This window comes from Thiobacillus denitrificans DSM 12475 (assembly GCF_000376425.1).
In the GTDB taxonomy this organism is placed as follows: Bacteria; Pseudomonadota; Gammaproteobacteria; order Burkholderiales; family Thiobacillaceae; genus Thiobacillus; species Thiobacillus denitrificans.
In genome coordinates, this window is record NZ_AQWL01000012.1 from 68819 (window position 1) to 89547 (window position 20729).

Here is a 20729-nt window from a genome sequence, read left to right on the forward strand (position 1 = left end):
TTTTTCAGGCATCGGAATAAGTGGCCGAATTGTTAAGCTAGTGAAAGGGAGTGATTTGAGTAATTGAGTAACTCAAGTTTCCTAGCCACCGACAAAGCCAAAAATGATCCGAAACCTCGTCAATTTCCTGTCTGCGCTGATGTCCTTGCTATCGGCGTCAGCATTTGCCACCACCTACAACACCGTCTACTACGATTTTCCGGATCAGGCGACAGCCTACACTGCCTGCGTCTCGATGAACTACTCGCCTCCGGCGAGTGATTGCACAACCCTGGGCCAGATGACCTACCGGCAGTGCAACAGCACGTGCACCGGGACGGCTGGGCCCGGGGTGTTGACCTGCAAGTCGAATGAGAACGTCTACACGAACCAGGGCGGGACGCTGACTTCCTGCAACTACTGGGACAGCAACACGAGTTATTTCTTCCGGTATCCGGCTACCTCATGCCCGAGCGGTATGACTTTTGTCGGGCCGATGGGAATTTCCTGCGTGGCTTTCGATTTCAGCTCGACCAACGGACCTTCGACAGACATCAACGTCAGGGACGCAGATTTCCTCGGGCATAGCGCAGGCCTGCCGGGGTGCGGCGCCGAGGATGCGCCTGGACAGGCCCCCTTGATGTGCGTAGAGCATGGATACAGGGGCAACCCGGTCGTCGCGTCCAATGGCAACAAATTCCAGGTGGAACCCGATTTCTCTGGTGGCGATGGGGTTCCTTCGTTCATCCGGTACTACAACAGCATCATCGGCAACGATGTCGGGATCGGCATCGGCTGGTCGCACAGTTATTCGAACCGCCTCGAGTTCCCCGCGGAAGGAGTGGTCTATGCCCAGCGCCCGGATGGCAAATACTGGATCCTCCGTAAGACGAATGGTGTCTATGTTGGCGACGCAGATGTTCCGTTCAGCCTGGTGGAAGAAGTCGGTATCGGATTCACACTGACCTGGCCGGATGGGCGTGTCGAGAATTACAGTGCCGCCGGCTGGCCGCTTTCACAGACGGACACGCTGGGGCGCACCACCGGCTTCAGCTACAACGCCAGCGGACGCCTGGCTTCCGTGACCGGGCCTTATGGCCATGTGCTTTCGTTTACCTACCTCACCGCCGATCCCTATCGCGTGAACTATGTGACCGAGCCCAACGGGAGTCGCATTTACCTCACCTACGACAGCAGCAAGCACCTGACCCAGGCCAGTTATCCGGTAGCCAGCGGCTCCGCGGCACGCGTCTACAGCTATTCCAACGGGCTCCTGACGGGCATCACAAACGAACTCGGCATCGCCTACGCTACCTTTGGTTACGACGGCGCAGGGCTGGCCAACTTGACCACGCATCTCAATAACTCGGGCCGCTTCGATGTGACTTATGGAAGCGGTACCGCCGCTGTCACGGATGGCGCCGGAAATACCGACGCCTTTACGATGGTAAGGCGCAATGGCGCCAATCTGGTCACCCAGATCACCCATGCCAGCGACAACACCACCTTCCAGCAGGCCTTCGATGACAATAACAACCTGATTGCCCGCACCGACGAGCTCGGCAACGTCACTTCGTTCTCATGGGATTCGATGAATCGGCTGACCCAGAAGGTCGAGGCCTACGGGACGGCGATCGAGCACGCCACCGCCTACGCTTACCGCGATTCGGACAGCCGCCAGCTGGCCTCCCAGACCGTCGCAAGCGTCCATGCCGGTGCCAACAAAACGACTCTGTACAGTTATGACCCCCAGAATCGCGTTACTCAGGTGAAGGTCACCGGATATGCGGTCTCAGGCGATCCCGTCTCCCGACAAGTCGATCTCACCTACGGGACCAGCGGACAGGTTGCATCGGTCACCGACTCCAACGGGCACAGCGTTCAGCTTGCCTACAACAACTGCACAAGCGGAGCTGGTTGTGGCCAGCTCGCCAGCCTGACGAATGCCGCGGGGCACGTCACCACATTCAACCAGTACGACACCAACGGCCGCCTGCTCCAGAAAACCGCGCCGAATGGGCTGATCACCACCTACACCTACAACCCGCGCGGCAACGTCCTGACCCTCACCGAAACACCGGCGACAGGGACGGCACGGACAACGACCTACGTCTACGACAAGGCGGAGCGGATGACGTCAGCCACCCTGCCCGGCCATGGCACGCTGACCTTTGGGTACGACAATGGAGATCGGCTGACCAGCGTCACCGACAGCCTCGGAAACCAGGTCACCTACGCTTACGATACCCGGGATAACCGGACGCAGGATGTCAGCAAAGACCCGAATGGGACGGTGGTGCGGCAGGTGGATCGGGTGTTCAATGCACGGGATGAACTCTCACAGATCTCGGCGGCTACTTCGATCACCCAGCTGGCCTACGACGCCGTGGGGAATCTGACCCAGGACACTGATCCGAACGGCAACGTCACCCAGCACCAGGTGGATGCGCTTGATCGTCTGACCAGTACGATCGACGCCATTGGCGGAGCAACCGAACGGAATTACGACGCCGGCGGAAACCTGGACAGCGTCACGACGCCGAACAGTGCCACCACGACCTACGAGGTGGACGATCTGGGCAATCAGGTCAAGGAATCCAGTCCGGATCGCGGGGTTGTCGTCAAAACCTTCGATGCGGTTGGCAATGTCCTCACCCGCACCGACGCCCGCGGCATCACCGCCGGCTTCACCTATGATGCCCTGAACCGGGTGATTTCGGTGTCCTACCCGGACTCCAGTGAGAACATCATCTTCGGCTACGACACCTGCGCGGGCGGCGTCGGCCGGATGTGCTCGGTGACGGATGCCAACGGCACGCGCAGCTGGAGCTATGACGGGTTAGGGCGGGTGGCGTCAGAAGCTTGGAGCCATAACGGCCAGAACCAGACCATGTCCTATACCTGGACCCCGGGCGATGACCTTGCCAGCGTGGCCTATCCTTCCGGGCGCACCGTGGCCTACACACGGGATGCCACCGGTCGCGTGACGGCGGTTTCGACCAATGGCTCGAACCTGCTCACCGGCCGGACTTACCGCGCCGATGGCCTGGTCAAGGCACAGACATGGGCCAACGGCGTCAGCGAAACCCGCGCGTATGACCTGCAGGGCCGGCTCAACACCTGGCAAGTTGCCAGCGTCCTCAATCGCACGTTCGCATACGATGCCAACGGGAATCAGATCCAGAAGGACGCGAGCCAGTTTCAGTACGACCCGCTGGATCGGCTGATCGGGGAACCGTCGCAGATCCTTGCCTACGACGGCAACGGCAACCGGCTGACGGATGGCGCCGGGCCCTACAGCTACACCCAGGCATCGAACCGGATGGCGACTGGTCCGCCGGGGAGCGTTGTGCTCGATGCGGCCGGAAATACCCTCGCCTACGCCGGCAAGAGCTTCACGTACAACCAGGCCGGGCGGCTAGTCACCGCCAACGGCAATGCCAGCTACACCTACCGCCACGACGGCTTGCGGGCCAGTAAGACCGTCAACGGCGTCACCACTTTCTTTCACTACGACCTCGACGGTCGGCTGATCGCTGAAACCGATGCTGCCGGTGCGACGCTGCGTGAGTACGTCTGGGATGACGCTGTGCCGGTGGCACAGATTCAGGCTGGTGTCATCACCTACTTTCACACCGACCAGCTTGGCACGCCGCGGCTCGGGACGAACAGCGCCGGCGCTCAGGTTTGGGCTTGGGATTCGGATGCCTTCGGCACCACCCAGCCTACGGGCAGTGTCACGGTCAACCTTCGCTTCCCCGGCCAATACTTCGATGCCGAGACGGGGCTGCATCAGAACTGGAATCGGACATTCGATCCGGCCAGAGGGCGGTATCTGGAGTCGGATCCGATCGGATTGGCTGGCGGCATCAACACCTTCGGGTATGTAGAGGGGAATCCGCTCAGGTTCGTTGATCCTTACGGACTGTGGGCCTGGGGCGATCCTCTGCCGCAAGGCATTGTGGACTTCTCGGCTGGATTTGGGGATACGCTATCTTTTGGCGCAACCAACTGGGTACGCAATCAAATGGGCACCAACGGTGCGGTAGATAAGTGCTCCAGGAGTTATAGCGCAGGCGAATGGGCAGGAATTGGCCAAAGCATCGTCCTTGGTGGAGCAGTCGGCTGGAGGCTGGTGGGGGTTAAAAGCTCTGGCAAGGAGTTTTCACACTGGATTCCAAATCGCATGGGTGGCCCGCGTTCAAACTGGAATGGCAACTTCGTAACGTCCGCCAGACACTACTACCACGATCCGTTCCGTTATCCACGAGGGTGGCGTGACCTTGGGCCGAAGTGGCCAGCTTGGTTGCAACAGCTTGACCGGATTCCGAATGTTTACAAAGGGGGCGCTTTGGGCGGCCTTGCTGGGGCCGCAAGTCTGGAGATAAACAGTAGAAAGGAACAACAATGATTGAGTTCGTCCTCAATAGAATAGCGCAAGTCTGGAATTCTTTGTTTGCGAATAAGAAATTGCTGCCCTATGAGCGTCTCGTACTAGATGGATGGAGAGCGTCGATTCCAGAAAAAAGCAGACTCATACTCGACACTCAACTTGATGCTGCCCGGTTTGTACAGCGTCAGGCTGCCGGTGCAAAGGTCTGTTTCTATTTTCGCAAAAGCCTTGACGTACCGTTGTTCCAGGCCACTGATCCGGATTTACATGTGGCAACAGTCTTGTTGCAATCGCCTGATGGATTTAAGACTCTTCAAGCAAAAGTATTTCTTCACAAGGGGCGCCTTTTCTCGATCGAATTTCCGAAGAGGCCGGAGCGCTACATGCAGCAGCACCATATGCAGGCACACACATTACGAGTTGCAGGTGTTGAGAAGAACTCGACAATAATTTGAAATGCCTTTTCTCGGCATACTTTTGCTTGTCCTGTCTTTCTCTGTATGGGGCAATACAGAGCGATCGTTTTCCGGGACCCTGACCTACACGTACGATGCGGCGGACCGGCTGACCAGCGTCACCGACAGCCTTGGGAATCAAGTCACCTATGCTTACGACACTCGAGATAACCGGATTCAGGATGTCAGCAAAGACCCGAATGGGACGGTGGTGCGGCAGGTGGACCGGGTGTTCAATGCACGGGATGAACTTAGCCAGATTAACGCAGCCGGATCCATCACCCAGCTGGTGTACGACGCCGCAGAAAATCTCACCCAGGAAACCAATCCGAACGGGAACGCAACTGGCCACCAGTACGACGCGCTGAAGCGGCTGACCCAAACCATTGATGCACTGAGCGGTATCACCACGATCGGCTATGACGTCACCAGCCAGCCAAACAACGTGGCCACGCCCAATGGCGCCAACACGACCTACGAGGTCGACGATCTGGGCAACGTGCTCAAAGAAACCAGCCCGGATCGAGGCATCACCACCTACACCCATGACAATGTTGGCAACGTCCTGACCCGGACGGATGCGCGCGGCGTCACCGCCACGTTCACTTATGATGCGCTGAATCGGGTGGCGTCGGTTTCCTACCCGAACGCGGCCGAGAACGTGGTCTTGGTTTACGACACCTGCCAGGCAGGCCTGCTTTGCAGCGTGACGGATCAGTCTGGTACGCGGAGCTGGGCGTATGACGGGTTCGGGCGGGTGATTTCTGAGACCTGGGTTCGGGGGGGCGTGAGCAAGACCACGTCCTACACCTGGACCCCGGGCGATGATCTCGCCAGCATCACCTACCCCTCCGGACGCACCGTGGCGTACACACGTGATGCCATCGGTCGCGTGACGGCGGTTTCCTCCAACGGATCCAGCCTTCTCTCCGGCCGGACGTACCGTGCTGACGGCCTGGTCAAGGCCCAGACATGGGGCAACGGGCTGGCGGAAACCAAGGGCTACGACCTGCAGGGCAGGTTGACGGGGTGGACGGTTGGCACGCTGCTGAACCGCACCTTTGCCTACGATGCAAACGGGAACCAGATCCAGAAGGACAGCAACAGCTTCCAGTACGACCCTCTGGACCGGCTGATTGGAGAACCGTCGCAGATCCTTGCCTATGACGCCAACAGCAACCGGCTCCTGGACGGCACAGGCCCCTACAGTTACACCCCGGCGTCGAACCGGATGGCGACCGGGCCGCCGGGGTCTGTAACGCTTGATGCGGCGGGGAACACTCTCGCCTACGCCGGACAGTCCTACACGTACAACCAGGTCGGCAAACTGGTCTCCGCCATTGCCAGCGGGCAAATAGCGTCCTACACCTACCGCCACGACGGGCTGCGATCGAGCAAAACCGTCAACGGCATCACCACCTTCTTCCACTATGACCTCGACGGCTGGCTGATTGCTGAAACGGACACTGCCGGCGTTACCCTGCGCGAGTATGTCTGGGATGGCGTGGCGCCGGTGGCGCAGATTGAAGCAGGCGTCATCACGTACCTGCATGTGGACCAGTTGGGGACGCCGCGTCTCGGGACGAACAGTGCAGGCGCACAGGTTTGGGCCTGGGACAGTGACGCCTTTGGCACGAGCCAACCGACAGGTTCAGTCACAGTCAACCTGCGCCTCCCTGGTCAGTATTACGACGCCGAGACAGGGCTGCATCAGAACTGGAACCGGACGTATCACACTGGGCTTGGAAGATATCTGGAGAGCGATCCGATCGGGCTGGCGGGTGGGGTCAATACTTATGCGTATACGCTTAGTAACCCATTGCGATGGGTAGATCCTTTGGGATTGGACGTCGGCGCTCCAGGGTTCGGAGAAAGCCTTATACCAATTTGGGGTTCTGGAAGAGAAGCAATCAGCGATTTTCAAAGTGGGCGCTACGTTTGGGGGACTATAAATGGCGCCCTAGCGGTTTCTGACGTGTTTCTCATTGGTTCAACTGGAAAAGCGATCTGCAAGGGTGCTTGGAAAGGGGGAAGTACCGCTTGGGGAAGTGTCAGAGCATGGTATGGAAAAACGCGCAATTTACCCAAAAGAACGCCAGTTCACCATTGGTTGATTGAACAGAATAGTTGGCTCGGCAAGAAAACTCCCACTTGGATTAAGAATCAGCCATGGAATCTGATGCCGATGGAAAGCCGAGCGTTTCATGACTCCGTCCATGGTTGGGGACCAGATGCTTTCAACGCTGCGGAGCGTATCTGGTATGGAACGCCGGACTGGACGAAGTTACTTGTCACGGACAGTTTAGGAAAAGGTGTCAATTCAATGAGGAATGACCAATGAGCGCTGAGAAAGGGGTGATAAATGAAATCACTCTCACAAAATTAAAGTACCCCGTTCTTCGATTTTCCCGTGGCATGATGTTCGCCGCGAAAAACGCAGATGACATTACTAACTGTTCGAAGGTTGCGTTGAAAAAGGGCTTTTTTTCTGGGCAGATCCTCGTTGATTCGACGGGCAAAGTTATGCTCGTCAAACAAGCTAAAAAGCTCCACGGCGTTGGACCATTTTGGGGGTACAGCTTTTTTCTTAATCAGCGCATCAAAGTTAATTTGGAGCTAGAAGAGCAAACGCGAATGTCTATTGAGGAGGTACGAGGGCGAGTTCTCGGCGTCCTGAGACAGGGCCAAGAATGGAAGGCTAGCAACGATTACGAGGATCTTGTTGCCCTTGTCGAATGTGCTGGTTCTATTTCCGAGATAGCGAAAGTGATTACCGATGCCTATTTCTGAGGTGGCGGTGGTGTGCCCTTGGCGCGCCGCGCTTCGGCAACTGGACACCTTTATAAGTTGAAGCGTTTGATGCATCGCTACGTCTTCTTCATCACGATTCTGATCAGCGCGTTCTTGCCGCCATCTTTGGCTATCGGCTCAACCGCCCCCGCCTACACCTGGACTCCGGGTGACGACCTCGCCAGCATCACCTATCCGTCCGGCCGCACCGTGGCCTACACACGGGACGCAGTCGGGCGGATCACTGCCGTCACCAGCAATGGAAGCACGGTCTTCACCGGCCGGACTTACCGCGCCGATGGCCTGGTCAAATCCCAGGCCTGGGGCAACGGGCTGGCTGAGACGAAGGCCTATGACTTGCAGGGACGCCTAAGGAGCAGACCCCTTTTTATTGCCGCCCAAGAAAAAAGCCCAGACGCACAAAGGCGAGCTGGGCTTATGGGTTGGATTGATCCATCACGCGAGGGCAAAGGTTCGTTCACTGGCTTCGTATGACCGAACCCAGTCGTGAATCCCCTCATCCTCGTGGGAATGGTCTTCTGCTGCAATCCAGAGATCTTCTTGAGGTTCCTCGACTACTGCACAGAGGCTCGCAGATTCCCTGACTGCCTGGTCAGCTGCAAACACGATCTGCAGGGTGGATGGGATATCCCCCATGACAAAATCGTCTTCTTCGTCATCGTAAGACATAGTGCCTCCTTCGAAATGGCCGTCACTCGGAATGAGCGCGTTCACCAAACTAGAGCTTGAAGTCGTCGAGCTTGACGATCTCGCCCTGAGCCGGACCTTGCTCGGCAATCTTTCTGGCAACACGGCCAGGTGTGAACATGCCCGACCAGGTGTGGCCCATGTCGCGCGCTTTGGTGCGTGCGACACGTTTGAGGCTGCTTCCGCCATCTTTCTGGTGGATTTCGCCATGGATCTGCTCGACCGCCAGCAGGAATGCAATGTCCTGATGAGCGACTGAGAGTTCGTGCTGCAGCTTCTTCTGGTTGGAGAAGCGGCGGCCGATCATGGTCGCAACAATTGCAGCGATGATGGTGCCCATGACGGACCCCAACATGCTGATAAAGGCGGCCTGAACTTGCGGATCAGACCAAATAATTGCCGTTAACATACTGTTTCTCCTGCACATAGGCGACTTCCAAAGCGGAAATCTAAAACCTTGCAGGAAGGATTTACGGACGCGGGGCAAGAAAAAACCCCATTGCACACGGCAACTGGGGTTGGGTGGGTCAGTTCGCGCTAACCGAAATGGGCTTCAGCCAGGCTTGCCAAGAGCCAGCGGGCATCTTGACCGGTCGAGACCGGCAAGTTCACAGACCCCGACTCCTCGGGCACCGTCCGATACAGACGACTCGTTCGGGGAAAAGACAACAAACTTGTCGCACACCTCGTCGGCGAGCTCCTTGGCCCTCTCCAGATTGGCCGAGAAAAATAGAATGCCGTGGCGCCAGTTGAAGCAGCTCGACTCATCAAGAGGTTTTCCGTTGGCAACCTGGGCAAGTCCCTCGATGTCGATCGCACGGTTTCCCCATGAAGAATGGCGGCTCGATCCAGCGCAGTATCTGCACAGCGCCGGTAAGCTTTAGAAATGATAGGTGATTTGCAGTGCCAGGAGGTGCCAGTCGCGAACCGTGTCGGCGTCGGATGGGTTGTCGGCAATAGGCAGCCACGCGGTTCCCTTGATCGTGTGGAACTCACCCGACAAATCAAGGTTCTTCGTGAACCGATAACGCGCGCCAAAGGTGAAGTCCTTGGCGTAGAACGCATAGGGCGGTCGTCCGCTCGATGCCGAGAGCTTGACGCCATCGCGGTCATGTTTGTCCGTATAGGCCACGTCATAGCGCACAAACGCTTCCCACTTGGGGCTGGGGGTGTAGGTTGCTTGAACGTAGTAGCCAAGCGGGTAAACCGTTTTGTCTTTGATGATCGGTCCGAAACCACGATAGTCGGCCTTCGGCATGAACACTTCGCTCGTAAACGTGAACTCTCCAAGCTCCTGTTGGGCAGAAAGCCAGAGGGTGGTCAGATAGATCGAGCCCGCTGGCAGGATGTCGGTAGAGGTTGGCTCGTAGTCAACACGTTGATTGGAAAGAACGCCAACGAACTGCGTTTTGCCGCCATTGATCGAGTGATAAATCCTTCCCGCATACGAGATGTCGTTGTTGAGGTGCCCCTTGAAAATGGGTGACCCCAACAGGAAGAGACGGGTTTCAGGGTTGTCGATAAAGGTTGTGCGGCCTATGTCGAGCGAATACTTCGTTACGCTGTCTCCTCCATAGTGCTCGTCATACAGCCTTAGCCCGTCCGCTGTCGCAAGAAACTTCCTGGCATTGTCATAGTAGAACGCCTGGGGAAGCAGAATGCTAGGACGCGCTGCCGGCACGTCGCGTGTGTCGTTGTAGAATCCGAACTGAAGTTTGAAGCGTCCGCCTACTATGCCCAAGTTGTTGTTCTCTGACCGCAGAAGCGAATAGTCAAAAATCAGGTGGTCTATTCGCGGGTCGCCATTGTCGGTCTCCCCCGCTTTGCGTGAAAGCAGAAGCCCGGAAAGGCGCAGGTTATCCGTGACGTTGCCTGCAGCGCCAACCCCTATTTCGCGGAAATCAAATGTCCCATGATTTGAGCTGCTTTTGCCGAAGTAGTTGTTGTGGTCGCTTAGCAAGTATCCCTGCGAGAGGAAGCCGTAGATACCGAACTTGTCCAGGACGGAGGTGTTTACGGTCGCGTCGTTGGCCGCGAAAACGACCGCTGGCGTCGCCAGGACCGCGAGACAGCAGGCTGCCCTGCATAGCCGATTAATTATTGCTTTCAAGGCGCCGCCTCCACGACCGTAACATTGTTGGGGAGGGGTGTGCCGGCCCTTGCATAGCCGATCGCCCCAGGAGTCTTTGCGATGAAATCGATAGCCTCCTTTTCACTAGATTTGGTAATACCGTTTGACGCTTCGCCGGATGAAATCTGACGCAACCACATCCGGTCCAGCATGTAGGGAAATACTTCGAGGTCCTCTCGACAAAACAATGCATGGATGTTGTCGGTGCTCGAAGTAACAATGACAGCTTGGATACGGACCCCGTTGCTCCAGTATTTTCGTCTGAGGGAGAAAATCGTACGTAACTCAGCGGCATCAAGGTGTGATACCGCGGCCGCCCGATTCGCAATGACTACGACACTATCGTTCTCCGCTCGGACAGTATTGGGCAAGGCAAGCAGGGCAAATACGGCCACCCCGGATAGTAGAAAAAGCTGTAGCGCGCACCAAATCGACGACATCCAGCTGTCGCTTAGATATGTATCAAAGATACGCTTTGGTTGCATGGCAGTCGCGTTGTCCCTTTTATCCTGCCACGAGCAAATCGCAGACCGACGCAAGCGAATGATCAAAATCGACGCGGCCGGAATAGAGCCGACAGCGTTCGCCAAGGGTCGCATCAGCTAACAGTGCAGACAACGCACGCGCCGCGTGCTGAGCCTGATATTGCGGCGCCGGAATTGTGGCCGACAACCCAAGCTTTTCGAGTCTGGCTGCGTTGTCTGGCTGATCGTGCGACGTTGGCCTGATCAATTGCGGTTTCCCCGCAGCAATGGCTTCCGCGATCGTCCCTATGCCACCGTGATGCACCACAGCGGCCGCTCGCGGGAACAGTTCTCCGAATGCAGCGTGCTCACAATGGTGCATGAACTTGGGTAGATCATTCGGGAGCTGTTCACCGAATGGGGTGACAAGAACCCCGCGCAGGCCTGCCAGTTCGCATGCCTTGATGGACTCGACGAAAAACTCCTTGGCGTGGAGCATCCCGGTGCCTGCCGTGAACACGACAGGCGCTTCCCCGTCGGACAGAAAGCTTTCAAGGTCCGCCGGCAGCGTGTTGGATTGGTGGGAGACAGGCCCCCGGATAAATCCCGTCAAGCTGGTTTGGGCGGGCCAATCACTCTGCGGCTCGGCAAACCAGTCCGGGAAGATCCCGATGACGCGCTCTGGGGACCGCAACCAGCGACTATATAAACTACGCACGGGTTGAAGACCCAGTTGTGCGCGGAACGCATTCGTCCTGGGGCCAAGCACCTTGTCCAGCACGGCACGATCCACGAGTTTCAGAATCGGCCGCTTGGCGACAGCTGGAAACCATCTTGGGAAAGGCAACGCGGCCATTACGGGTGGAGCCTCGTAGCTCCAAAGCATGGCAGGCTGGAGATGGACAGTGGTAAGGGGAATGCCAAGCCGTTCCTGGGCAATTCGTGCGCCGAACATGAGACCCGAAGCAATCACTCGCGTATCCCGATGGTCTGCCTCTGAAATGATCCGGTAGGTGTCCTCCATGGACGCGAACACGGCATCCGCGAGAACCTGGACACCCTTCTTGGGATCCCAAAGTTCTGGCTTTTGCAAAGTGTCCAGATAGCGTTGCCGATTGGCGAGGGAGATGAAATGGAGTCCAGCCTGTTGTGCTGCTGGCTCAAAATATTCATTGGCGACAAGCGTGGCGCGGTGGCCGCGGCGCTGGAGCTCCTGGCCGATCGCAATGAACGGGTATACGTCACCGCTGGTCCCGATTGTGGCAAGAAGAAAGTTCATTGGGCTGCACGACCGTTGCCAGGCTCGAGGCAAAGACTAGGCAATTCGTGCCCGTGCTCGATCATGTCAAACAATGTCGTGCGTTGAGAGTCAGTCAAACGCATGGCATTACCCTCCCGTCGTTATTTGTTCTCCAACAACCTCTTTACCTTAGCCAGCGCCGAAGCTCCCGCCTTCGACTCCAGGTTTCCGGCGGCCAAGGCCTTGGCTTCGCTAACCGTCAGATCCACGACCAGCTTGCCGCTGTCGTGCTTGATGCGGATCTCGCCTGGGGTCGCCTGCAGACTCAGTTCGTCGACTTCGCTGAAGCCGGCCGTATTGAGCACCTCCTTACTGAAGGTGGTCCCCAAAGAATTTCCTATGCGCCTTAGTTTCATCGTTGTAAGCGTGATTACACTGTAATTACCATTTACGAATATTGCAAGCAAATAGTGGTTACAGTGTATCCACGACGCACAATTCTCACAACCATCGTATTCATAGTACGGGGAGTGCGGGAATCCCCCGGAAATACCAGATGAATGGTATGAGTACATGGACGGTCGGCGGCGGTCGGATGGCCGGGTAAGCGGCTGACGTCTGCCCGCGGTCTACTTACGTCTCGATGATAGTTTCCGCAACGCGGCGCGCGTGGATTTCCAGATGACATCCTGAAGTTCGGTGTGCAGATGATAAAAATGCCCCAGTTGCACACGGCAACATGGGGCGGGGGGAAACTCTAGGATTCCATGGTCACAGGGCGAACGATATCGACCAGTTGCTCATCTGTATCACAGATATCGCAGGCCTCGATCTTCCGTTCCGATGGTGTTCCGGCCTCGACGACAACTTTGGGTACATAGTCTTCATGCCATTCCTGACCACACCTTGAACAATTCGTGCAGCACATAGGTTCCTCCTTATGAAATCTTGTAGTAGCCGGCTATCGAGCGACGAAAGCACAGGTTCCAGCTAAACAGGGCGGCTTTGGCATCCAGTCTCACCAGTATGCTCGGCAGTACGCCTCGCGTCGCCAGTTTGCCCTTGATGCTGATCTTCTCGTCCAAGCTCAAGACTTTTTTGTTGAGTTCCATGGTTTAACACTCCGTCAAAAATTCGATCCAGGCAGGCCTGACGTTCCACATCACTCCAATCCCGCCACGAAGCGATTTCGGCGAGCGTGCGGAAACAGCCGCTGCATACCCCGGACTCGCTGACCTTGCATACGTTGACGCAAGGCGACTGAACTTGATCTGGAGAAGGGTTTGCTGTGTCAGACATGTTTGAGTCTCCTTGCAGAGGCCGCACCCCGGAATGGGCTGCTTAAAACCTTGCCTATAGAGTTGAAAGACACCGTCACAGAATTACAAGTACGGTCAATTTGGTGTTGCAAGTGACTTGTCACAGTTATAGAATGTGACTTGTCACGCTGGAGAATTTGACGCACTTTCAGGGCATTTCCAATGAATGCACGTTCCAAGCCCGAAGCCAAAGCGAAGCCACGAACGCCCGACAAGGAACGGCAGCGGACCAGCCGCGAACGGCGCGCGCGCGAAGGCGGGGTGGCCATTGGCGGCATGCTTTCCCCTGAAGGCGCGGAGAATCTGGGCTGGATCATGGTGTCGCAGAGTATCCCGACCAAGATGGGCGCGATTGATTACGCACTGAAAGTCGCCGCGAAGAAAAGAAGGTCCCGCAAATGACTCAGGCAGCCTCCAACAAGAGGAAGGATGAATCGACCATGAGCCGGCTGGCCAAGGCTGGAGTCCACGCACCTCATGAAATGCTGCTGTGGATGCCGCGGCGCCACCTCGACTACACCCGTGTCGTGCCCAGCGAACGCTGGGGCCTGCACATCGGCGAGAAGGTATGCGTGGATCTCGCCATCCTCAAGGCTCCCCGAAAGGATGGATCACACACCCGCTTCATCGTGGATGCCAAGGAGGGCAATTCCATTCATCGGATGATGGTGTTCGGCGCATTGCGCTGGTCGCCATGGAAGAACGTGAATGTCGGCGACACGGTACGGGTCTACGCAAAGATCACCGAATTCAACGGCGTGCCGCAACTCAGCTCGCCGGAATTGGTCGAGTACCGGCATTGGGGCAAGGTCGTGCCTGTTTATCGCGGCATCAGTGGGCGGGTGTCTGCCGATTCTGTCGCCGGCGCCGTGCACGAAGCGATAGCCGCTCCCTACAGTTTCAATGATGCAATCCTGTCGATCCGTCAGGGGTTTGATGGCATGCCGGAAGAGGAAATCATGCGTCGAGTCGGCACGGACGGCACTCTGGAGGCCGTGCTACGAGCAATTCACACGCCAGTCACGAGTGCTGAAGCCACCTGGGGCATAAAGACCGCCCGCCGCATTGCCGTGGCGCATGTCCAGTACCAGGCAGAGAAATCCGCCGCCCGCCCGTTCCGTGCAAGTTCCGTGATCCGCGTCGATGACGCGCTCGTCAACGGATTGGTGCGCGCCCTGCCCTTCCAACTCACCACGGGCAAGAATTCCCAAGAGAGCGCCATCAGGGCCATCTTCCATTCATTGGCGGAGCCCTACCCCATTGATGTTTTGCTTTCCGCCGATGTCGGTGTTGGGAAAACGGTCCTGTATATGGTCCCGGCCGTCGCAGCCCAAGCTCTCGGCAAGAAGGTGGGCATCCTGATTCCAAACTCCCTGCTCGTCGAGCAGGTGAGCAATGAATTTGCCCAGATCTACCCTTACGTTCCGGTCGTTGCGGTGACTGAAGGAACGAAGGCCAAGGACATCGATTGGGACATGAATCCCATCCTGGTCGGCACGACAGGCGTTTTCGCGATCGCCAAGGCGGCAGGCTGGATTCCGGATTTCCTCGTTACGGATGAACAGCAGAAGACCTCACTCAAACAGCGTGACCAGTTGCGCGGCCCGAACACGAACTTCCTTGAATGCACCGCAACTGCCCTCCCCCGGACGGTTGCACTCATCACCCATGGCGGCAAGGAACTGCTTCAGGTTGGCGTGCGACACGCCAAGCAGACCATCCACACGCAGGTCGTGGATGCGTCACACAAGCAGGGCATGATGGGCAAGGTGAAGGAAGTTGTGGCCGCCGGTGGCCAGGTTGCGCTCATCTATCCGCGCGTTTTCGGAAAGGAGGAAGGCGACAAGCACAGTGTCGAGGAAGCTGGCGCAAACTGGGAACGGATTTATCCCGGCCAGGTGGCCATCCTGCACGGGAAGATGTCCTCTGACGAGAAAAAACGGGTCATGGCCTCGGTGAAGTCAGGTGAAAAGCGCATCCTGATCGCCAGCTCGATCATAGAGATCGGGGTCACGATCAGCGACCTCAAGCTGTTGATCGTCATCCACGCGGAGCGCTACGGCGTGTCTACCCTACATCAGATGCGTGGTCGCCTCGTTCGGCATGGCGGCGAAGGCTGGTGCTTCCTCTACGCGCCGGACGAGGTGGACGAGGAGACAATGGAACGGTTGCAACTGCTTGAAAAGACCAACGATGGCTTTCGCTTGGCCGAGATGGACATGGAGTTGCGTGGCTTCGGAGACCTTTCCTCGGAATCAGAAGACCAGAGCGGCGCCAGCTTTACGCTCTTCCGCGACTTGCGATTGATGCCGGGAGACTTCAGAGAAACGCCAGGAAGCGTTGCCTAAAAAGTCCGTTCTAAGAGACAAAGCGGACTGGTACTGGACCGCGCTCCCAAACTACGACGGTGCCAGCTAGTTGTCGTGCCAGACCCGTTTCTTGCGGTCAAATGCGACCCACAAAAGACCGAGGCTTACGGGATATTAGGCGTGGTGCAGCCTCGCGCTTTCCCTGACGATTTCTCGGTGAATCAGCCAATTTCCGTCTTGCTTGGAAAGGACGAATTCCTTGCCGATACGAGATTTAAAGTAAGGCGAAAGGTAGGACTGCCAAATCAATACCGTGGCGCGGTCACCCTTCACGTCGACGTTCCTGATGACGTAGGTCAGCTCGATGTTGCCATCACGAGCCAGCGCTTTGCGGCGCCAAACTTCCCATTCCAACCGGGACATGCCATCTGGCACGAAGCTCTTGGCATAGTGCGCGAAAGAGGCGTTGACGTCCTTAGCAATCCAGTCCTTGGCCCATTGTTTGAGAAATACCTCGATCTGGTCCTTATCGGTCAGCTCAAACTGATCAGCCACATGCTCCTGTTCTGCCGTCGGCGCAGCGCTTTTAACGACAGGCTCAGTTGTTTGGTCACGCACGTTCGGTGCTGCAGGTGCCCCTGCTTCATCTGCTTTGCCTGCTGCTGGCGGTGAGTCGATGATCGCCTTTGCCGCTGCGGCGGCCGCGGCCTCGACAGCTTCGTCCATCCCACCATTCGCGACAGCTGTGGCGATGGCTTTGGCAGATTCATGGTGTTTGCCAGGTTCAACCACTGTTTGGGCGCTTGCGGGTTTGTCGGACGGTTTTTCCTGAGAGACCTGCTCTTTTGCCAATTCTGGAAGAGGAACGGCATTAAGAGTGGGGACAGGCTTCAGGGGGCTTGCAATTACCTTTGGCTGGATAACCGGAACGGCGTTTGCAAAATAGTTCGGTCCATCGATATATGGTGTCTTTTTGGTGATGGGTACTTCGGCAACGACGGGCCTTTCGACCACCGGCACGTTTTGTTGCGGTGCAGGGACTTCCGCGGCCGCGATCTGCCCGAGGTGAATGACGGGCACTGGTGCCGGGGTCGGCGTTGCAACCACTCGCGGCTTTATCGTTTCCAATGTACTGCCAGTTTCACCGCCAAGGCGAACCCAAGTGGTTGGGCGTTGGGTTTGGTGAGACTGTTCCATGTAGTGGGGAACTGGCGGCTGGAGTTGCTCAATCAGCGTCAGCTTGCGGAACTTCGGCGGCTCCTGGTGGAAGTCTTGGTTCGTTTGGGTCGGGAGGAAGCTGCAGGCCGCCGTCATCGCAGCCACAGCCATGAATGGCATGGCCTTTACGGCCGAGCGGCTTCGAAACGGGGTGGCGTTTATCGTCGAGTGTTCGTCTTCGCGTTTTGGCGGGGGGGGCAGGGAATCTGTCGCGAAATAGCGCCTCGATTGCGCTCCTTTCTCGATTTCGATGTACCCGCGAAGCGCCAAGATTTCACAGGCGATCTCGAGTGTCTGGCTTCGAGACGACGAGTCATCCGAACTCATTGGAAAGTCGCGCAATGACCGCTTGAGAAGTTGTTCATGGTCGCTGTCGCGTTTTCTGGATATGTACCAGGCCGCATAGGATATGGCAGTATTTGGGGATGTCTCGTTCATCTCAGGCAAGGCTTTCAGGGGCGAGGCAAACACGGTTGCGGCCTTCGTGCTTCGCTCGATAAAGGGCTGTATCTGCCCGGTGGATAAATTTGTCCCGGGTTTCTCCGGGCATCATGTGCGCGACGCCAATTGATGCTGTGACGGTGAAGGCCTTGGAGTCGAACTCGATCTGGGTTTGCTCAACCGCTGTGCGAATGCGCTCTGCAACGAGGAAGGCCTGGTCGGCATCGGTCTCCGGGAGGCATACGGCAAACTCCTCGCCGCCGATGCGTCCTGGTGTGTCCTGTTCGCGCAGCATGTCCTTCACGGTATCTGCGACGACCGTGAGCACTTCGTCGCCACCGACATGGCCATAGCGATCGTTGACGCTCTTGAAGAAATCGAGGTCAATCAGAGCGAGGCATGTGTCACGTTTGTTGCGGCTACTGCGATGCATTTCCTTGTCCAGCGCGTCCATGAAGGTACGGCGGTTAGGCAAACCCGTGAGATGGTCGGTCTTGGCGATGCTTTCCAGCTCCGAATAGAGCTTCTGCCTCTGCTCGATCTCGGTGGCCAGGAGGTGATTCAGGCGAACCACGCGGAATGACACCAGGGCGGCAGCACCGAGGGCAAGAATCGCACCCAGGCCAACGATGCCCATTGATGTTGAGCAAGGCAGCGTCGACCGGGCATTGTCCGCAGGTTCCGGGTATTGCATGCTAGGGACGGCGTGCGCGGGCAAGCAAACACAGGTGACAAGGACGGCAAAGAGGATTTTGAGGCGAGGAACCATTCGATCCATTATCCAGATCGACCCCTTGCGCACGAATACTGAAAATCAAGGTGCGGGCTGACGGCAAGAAAAAAGCCCAGACGCACAAAGGCGAACTGGGCTGTGGGCTGACTTTGTCAGCAGGTAATCAGAAGCTTGGCTTAATCGCCGGTTTTCTTCCTGGTGGAGGCTTTGACCGTGAAGATCTCGCCGGAGCGCATGCCGTACTTGCTCGACAACTCGTCGAGGTCAACTCCGAGGGCTTCGGCAACCTTCTGTTCGTCGTAGGCACCTGGAACCATGGGGCGGTACTTGTCCAAGGCTTCCACATTCTCTAACTCGAGAGCGGTGGCGATGGCGGTCCAGTCATAGCCCGTGAACTTGTCCCAGACAGAAGCGGTGACGCCTGCTGCCTTGAACTTGTTCAACCCCTGAGGCATGAGTGCGCGGATACGTTCGGAAGCCAATTCCTTGGCTTTCTTGGCATCGGCGAGATCAACCTCCGACAATAACCACATCGCGGCGGCCTCTCCCCACTCCGGGCTGTACATCGGGCGACGTTCCATGACGTGCTGCCAGAAATCATGCTCGGCTTCCCAGATTTCCTCGATCAAGTCCTCATTCCGATAGACCTTGAAGTAGGCCCCCTGTTTGAGTTCTGGCGAGTAGGCTCCGTACCACAAATAGTCCATTTCACCGACCAACATCTGGTGATTTATCTGGATTTCGTAGTAGTCGGGCAGTTTGCCTGACAGGGCCATCTGATACACCTTGAGTCCAGGCACCTTGATTTCGAGACCGGAAGTGAAATCCATCTGAACGCCGTCAAAACTGGCGCGGATGAACCCGGCTTCATCGTGCTCGGCACACATAGGGGTAAATGCCTCCCCGATGCGCTCCTCGAAATAGACCCGTGCCTCGTCCTCGAAGTCAACACCACGTTGCATGGCGGCGTTCATTTTGGGGCCTGCACGCAGACCCATTTTCCGCTCCCAAAGCTCCTGTGACGTTTCCCAAGGTGACTTCCCAACGGTGGCGGCCGCCTCAGACGCACCAATGCCGCCTTGACGCCAGTCCAGCCATTGCTGGCTGCGTTGCTCGTGCTGAATGATTTGCATGGTTACTGCTCCTTGCATACGCGCCATCCGACGGGATGGCTTTGACGTTGCACCTAAGGATTGAGGGACACCGACCTAGAAAATTACTGAATTTCTGTTTTGGCCCTTCTGACCAACCTATGCCCTTGTATAACATAAACCACATGGTAAACCGGTCTCCAAACCTGCCGTACAAGGGCGACACCAAAGCAAGGCGCGAAATTTTTTTTTGGTATTCGTTATGGGTATGTGCATCTGTATTATGTTTTTCAACGGCGTCGAATGCCTCGGATTTGGGGGGGTGTTTCAAGGCGGCCTCAGACCGTTACGGAGTCCCGGAGTGGCTTCTCTGGTCGGTGGCCAAGGTGGAAAGTGACTACAACCCACGGGCATACAACGTCAACACGAATGGATCGGCAGACATCGGGTTGATGCAGATCAATACCGGTTGGCTTCCGACACTAAGAAAGTACGGCATCGAGCGCGAGCATCTTTGGGATGCCTGTACCTCGATCCAAATAGGAGCGTGGGTTCTAGCTCAGAACGTGCGGGCTCACGGATGGAATTGGAAGGCGATTGGCGCTTACAACGCCAAGTCTGAAGGGAAGCGAAACAAGTATGCGTGGAAAATTTACCGGGCTGCTAACCATGTGCCTCGCACTGCAAGCGCACGCTGAACTTGTTCCGGTACAGACCATGGGCAAGCCGGAAGGCGTAACCCAGGAAAGCACCGTTCCGGCTCGCTCGCTGACCAAGCGTCCGCGTTTCATCATCTGCGGCGGCGCCATCCCGTGCGCTGAAGCCACCATCAAGACCTTGGACAACCGCCATGAGGAGCCTGTGCTGGTGGTTCAGGCCCAGCCGGCCGCAACGGCGCCAGCCGTCACCGAAAAGCACGAAGAAAACGCCGACAAGGCGGCGAAGGACGCGCTGGCTGAAGAAACGAAAGCCGCGCCTGCGAAGGACATCGACGTCAGCGTGCGCTTTGATTTTGGGAGCGCGGTGCTCGACCACTACGCAAAATCCACCCTGGCAGATCTCGTCATGGGCCAGCACAAGGAAGGACAGGACATCCGCATTTCCGGTTACACGGACGCAGTGGGTGGCAAAAAGATCAACGACCGTCTCGCGCGCAAACGCGCCGAGGCAGTCAAAACGTATCTGTTGAGAGCCGGGGTTGAACCGTCTCTTATTCAGATTGGCTCTGTAAGCGGCAAATGCTGTTACGCAGAGTCAAACAAGACCAAGGCAGGGCGGGCCGCAAACCGCAGGGCCGAGGTGAAATCCTCAATCTCTGTGTCAATAAAGGAGTAATCCAAATGAAAAAGCTTGCAAAAGTCGTTGTTGTTGCTGTTCCCGCCCTGCTGGTTGCCGGTTCTGCCTTCGCCGGCGCTGACACCACCTTCACCCCGATCGTCACCGTGATGACCGACTGGC

At 57.0% G+C, this 20729-nt stretch carries 19 protein-coding genes and 1 pseudogene; 9 read left to right on the forward strand and 11 right to left on the reverse strand.

Annotation, left to right across the window (positions count from 1 at the left end; translation table 11 throughout):
• The first annotated feature begins 103 nt into the window (after positions 1-103).
• From B059_RS0115630 to B059_RS0115650, 5 genes are all read left to right on the forward strand, one after another.
• A complete protein-coding gene (locus B059_RS0115630) occupies positions 104-4390 on the forward strand; it encodes an RHS repeat-associated core domain-containing protein (protein ID WP_018079192.1) in 4287 nt (1428 codons plus the stop codon).
• Complete coding sequence (locus B059_RS0115635) at positions 4387-4827, forward strand: hypothetical protein (RefSeq protein WP_018079193.1); 441 nt, start codon at positions 4387-4389, stop codon at positions 4825-4827. Before B059_RS0115630 ends, B059_RS0115635 begins: the two co-directional genes overlap by 4 nt.
• Position 4828: 1 nt before the next feature.
• Positions 4829-7168 (forward strand): RHS repeat-associated core domain-containing protein, encoded by a 2340-nt coding sequence (locus B059_RS0115640; protein ID WP_018079194.1) that lies wholly within the window; start codon positions 4829-4831, stop codon positions 7166-7168.
• Positions 7165-7617, forward strand: a complete 453-nt coding sequence (locus B059_RS0115645) for a hypothetical protein (RefSeq protein ID WP_018079195.1) — start codon at positions 7165-7167, stop codon at positions 7615-7617. The genes B059_RS0115640 and B059_RS0115645 overlap by 4 nt, the downstream gene beginning before the upstream one ends.
• Positions 7618-7686: 69 nt before the next feature.
• A complete protein-coding gene (locus B059_RS0115650) occupies positions 7687-8112 on the forward strand; it encodes an RHS repeat domain-containing protein (protein ID WP_018079196.1) in 426 nt (141 codons plus the stop codon).
• Here B059_RS0115650 and B059_RS20920 read toward each other — a convergent pair.
• The 8 genes and pseudogenes from B059_RS20920 to B059_RS21525 all read right to left on the reverse strand — a co-directional run.
• On the reverse strand, positions 8074-8307 hold the full coding sequence (locus B059_RS20920) for a hypothetical protein (RefSeq protein ID WP_157273756.1): 234 nt from the start codon (positions 8305-8307) through the stop codon (positions 8074-8076). The two genes, B059_RS0115650 and B059_RS20920, sit on opposite strands and share 39 nt — an antisense overlap.
• A 49-nt stretch (positions 8308-8356) precedes the next feature.
• Positions 8357-8734 (reverse strand): hypothetical protein, encoded by a 378-nt coding sequence (locus B059_RS0115660; protein WP_026177585.1) that lies wholly within the window; start codon positions 8732-8734, stop codon positions 8357-8359.
• Positions 8735-9205: 471 nt separating this feature from the next.
• The gene (locus tag B059_RS19395) at positions 9206-10435 is read right to left on the reverse strand and encodes a hypothetical protein (RefSeq protein WP_018079198.1); all 1230 of its coding nucleotides are present in this window, start codon (positions 10433-10435) and stop codon (positions 9206-9208) included.
• Complete coding sequence (locus B059_RS19400; RefSeq protein ID WP_018079199.1) at positions 10432-10941, reverse strand: type 2 periplasmic-binding domain-containing protein; 510 nt, start codon at positions 10939-10941, stop codon at positions 10432-10434. The genes B059_RS19395 and B059_RS19400 overlap by 4 nt, the downstream gene beginning before the upstream one ends.
• 19 nt (positions 10942-10960) lie before the next feature.
• Positions 10961-12199, reverse strand: a complete 1239-nt coding sequence (locus B059_RS19405; RefSeq protein WP_018079200.1) for a glycosyltransferase — start codon at positions 12197-12199, stop codon at positions 10961-10963.
• A 122-nt stretch (positions 12200-12321) separates the two neighbouring features.
• A complete protein-coding gene (locus tag B059_RS0115680; RefSeq protein WP_018079201.1) occupies positions 12322-12549 on the reverse strand; it encodes a hypothetical protein in 228 nt (75 codons plus the stop codon).
• A 549-nt stretch (positions 12550-13098) separates the two neighbouring features.
• Entirely contained in the window at positions 13099-13272 is a 174-nt protein-coding gene (locus B059_RS21520) for a hypothetical protein (RefSeq protein ID WP_018079202.1), read from the reverse strand.
• Positions 13273-13303: 31 nt separating this feature from the next.
• Positions 13304-13459 (reverse strand): annotated as a pseudogene (locus B059_RS21525) (DUF1289 domain-containing protein); the annotation flags it as partial.
• Positions 13460-13641: 182 nt separating this feature from the next.
• Here B059_RS21525 and B059_RS0115690 point away from each other — a divergent pair.
• Both B059_RS0115690 and B059_RS0115695 read left to right on the forward strand, forming a co-directional pair.
• The gene (locus tag B059_RS0115690) at positions 13642-13881 is read left to right on the forward strand and encodes a hypothetical protein (protein ID WP_018079203.1); all 240 of its coding nucleotides are present in this window, start codon (positions 13642-13644) and stop codon (positions 13879-13881) included.
• Positions 13882-13919: 38 nt separating this feature from the next.
• A complete protein-coding gene (locus B059_RS0115695) occupies positions 13920-15827 on the forward strand; it encodes a helicase-related protein (RefSeq protein ID WP_026177586.1) in 1908 nt (635 codons plus the stop codon).
• A gap of 135 nt (positions 15828-15962) precedes the next feature.
• Here B059_RS0115695 and B059_RS0115700 read toward each other — a convergent pair whose 3' ends face one another.
• The 3 genes from B059_RS0115700 to B059_RS0115710 all read right to left on the reverse strand — a co-directional run bounded on the left by B059_RS0115700 (position 15963) and on the right by B059_RS0115710 (position 19313).
• Positions 15963-17477 (reverse strand): L,D-transpeptidase Cds6 family protein, encoded by a 1515-nt coding sequence (locus B059_RS0115700; protein ID WP_157273757.1) that lies wholly within the window; start codon positions 17475-17477, stop codon positions 15963-15965.
• Positions 17446-18141, reverse strand: coding sequence for a GGDEF domain-containing protein (locus B059_RS19410; protein WP_157273758.1), 696 nt, complete (start codon positions 18139-18141; stop codon positions 17446-17448). Before B059_RS19410 ends, B059_RS0115700 begins: the two co-directional genes overlap by 32 nt.
• Positions 18142-18356: 215 nt before the next feature.
• Complete coding sequence (locus B059_RS0115710; RefSeq protein ID WP_018079207.1) at positions 18357-19313, reverse strand: lambda-exonuclease family protein; 957 nt, start codon at positions 19311-19313, stop codon at positions 18357-18359.
• Positions 19314-19456: 143 nt separating this feature from the next.
• Between B059_RS0115710 and B059_RS21790 the strand changes: the two genes are divergently transcribed.
• On the forward strand, positions 19457-19969 hold the full coding sequence (locus B059_RS21790) for a lytic transglycosylase domain-containing protein (protein WP_081601663.1): 513 nt from the start codon (positions 19457-19459) through the stop codon (positions 19967-19969).
• Positions 19911-20606 (forward strand): OmpA family protein, encoded by a 696-nt coding sequence (locus B059_RS20035; protein WP_081601660.1) that lies wholly within the window; start codon positions 19911-19913, stop codon positions 20604-20606. The genes B059_RS21790 and B059_RS20035 overlap by 59 nt, the downstream gene beginning before the upstream one ends.
• Positions 20607-20729 lie beyond the last annotated feature (123 nt).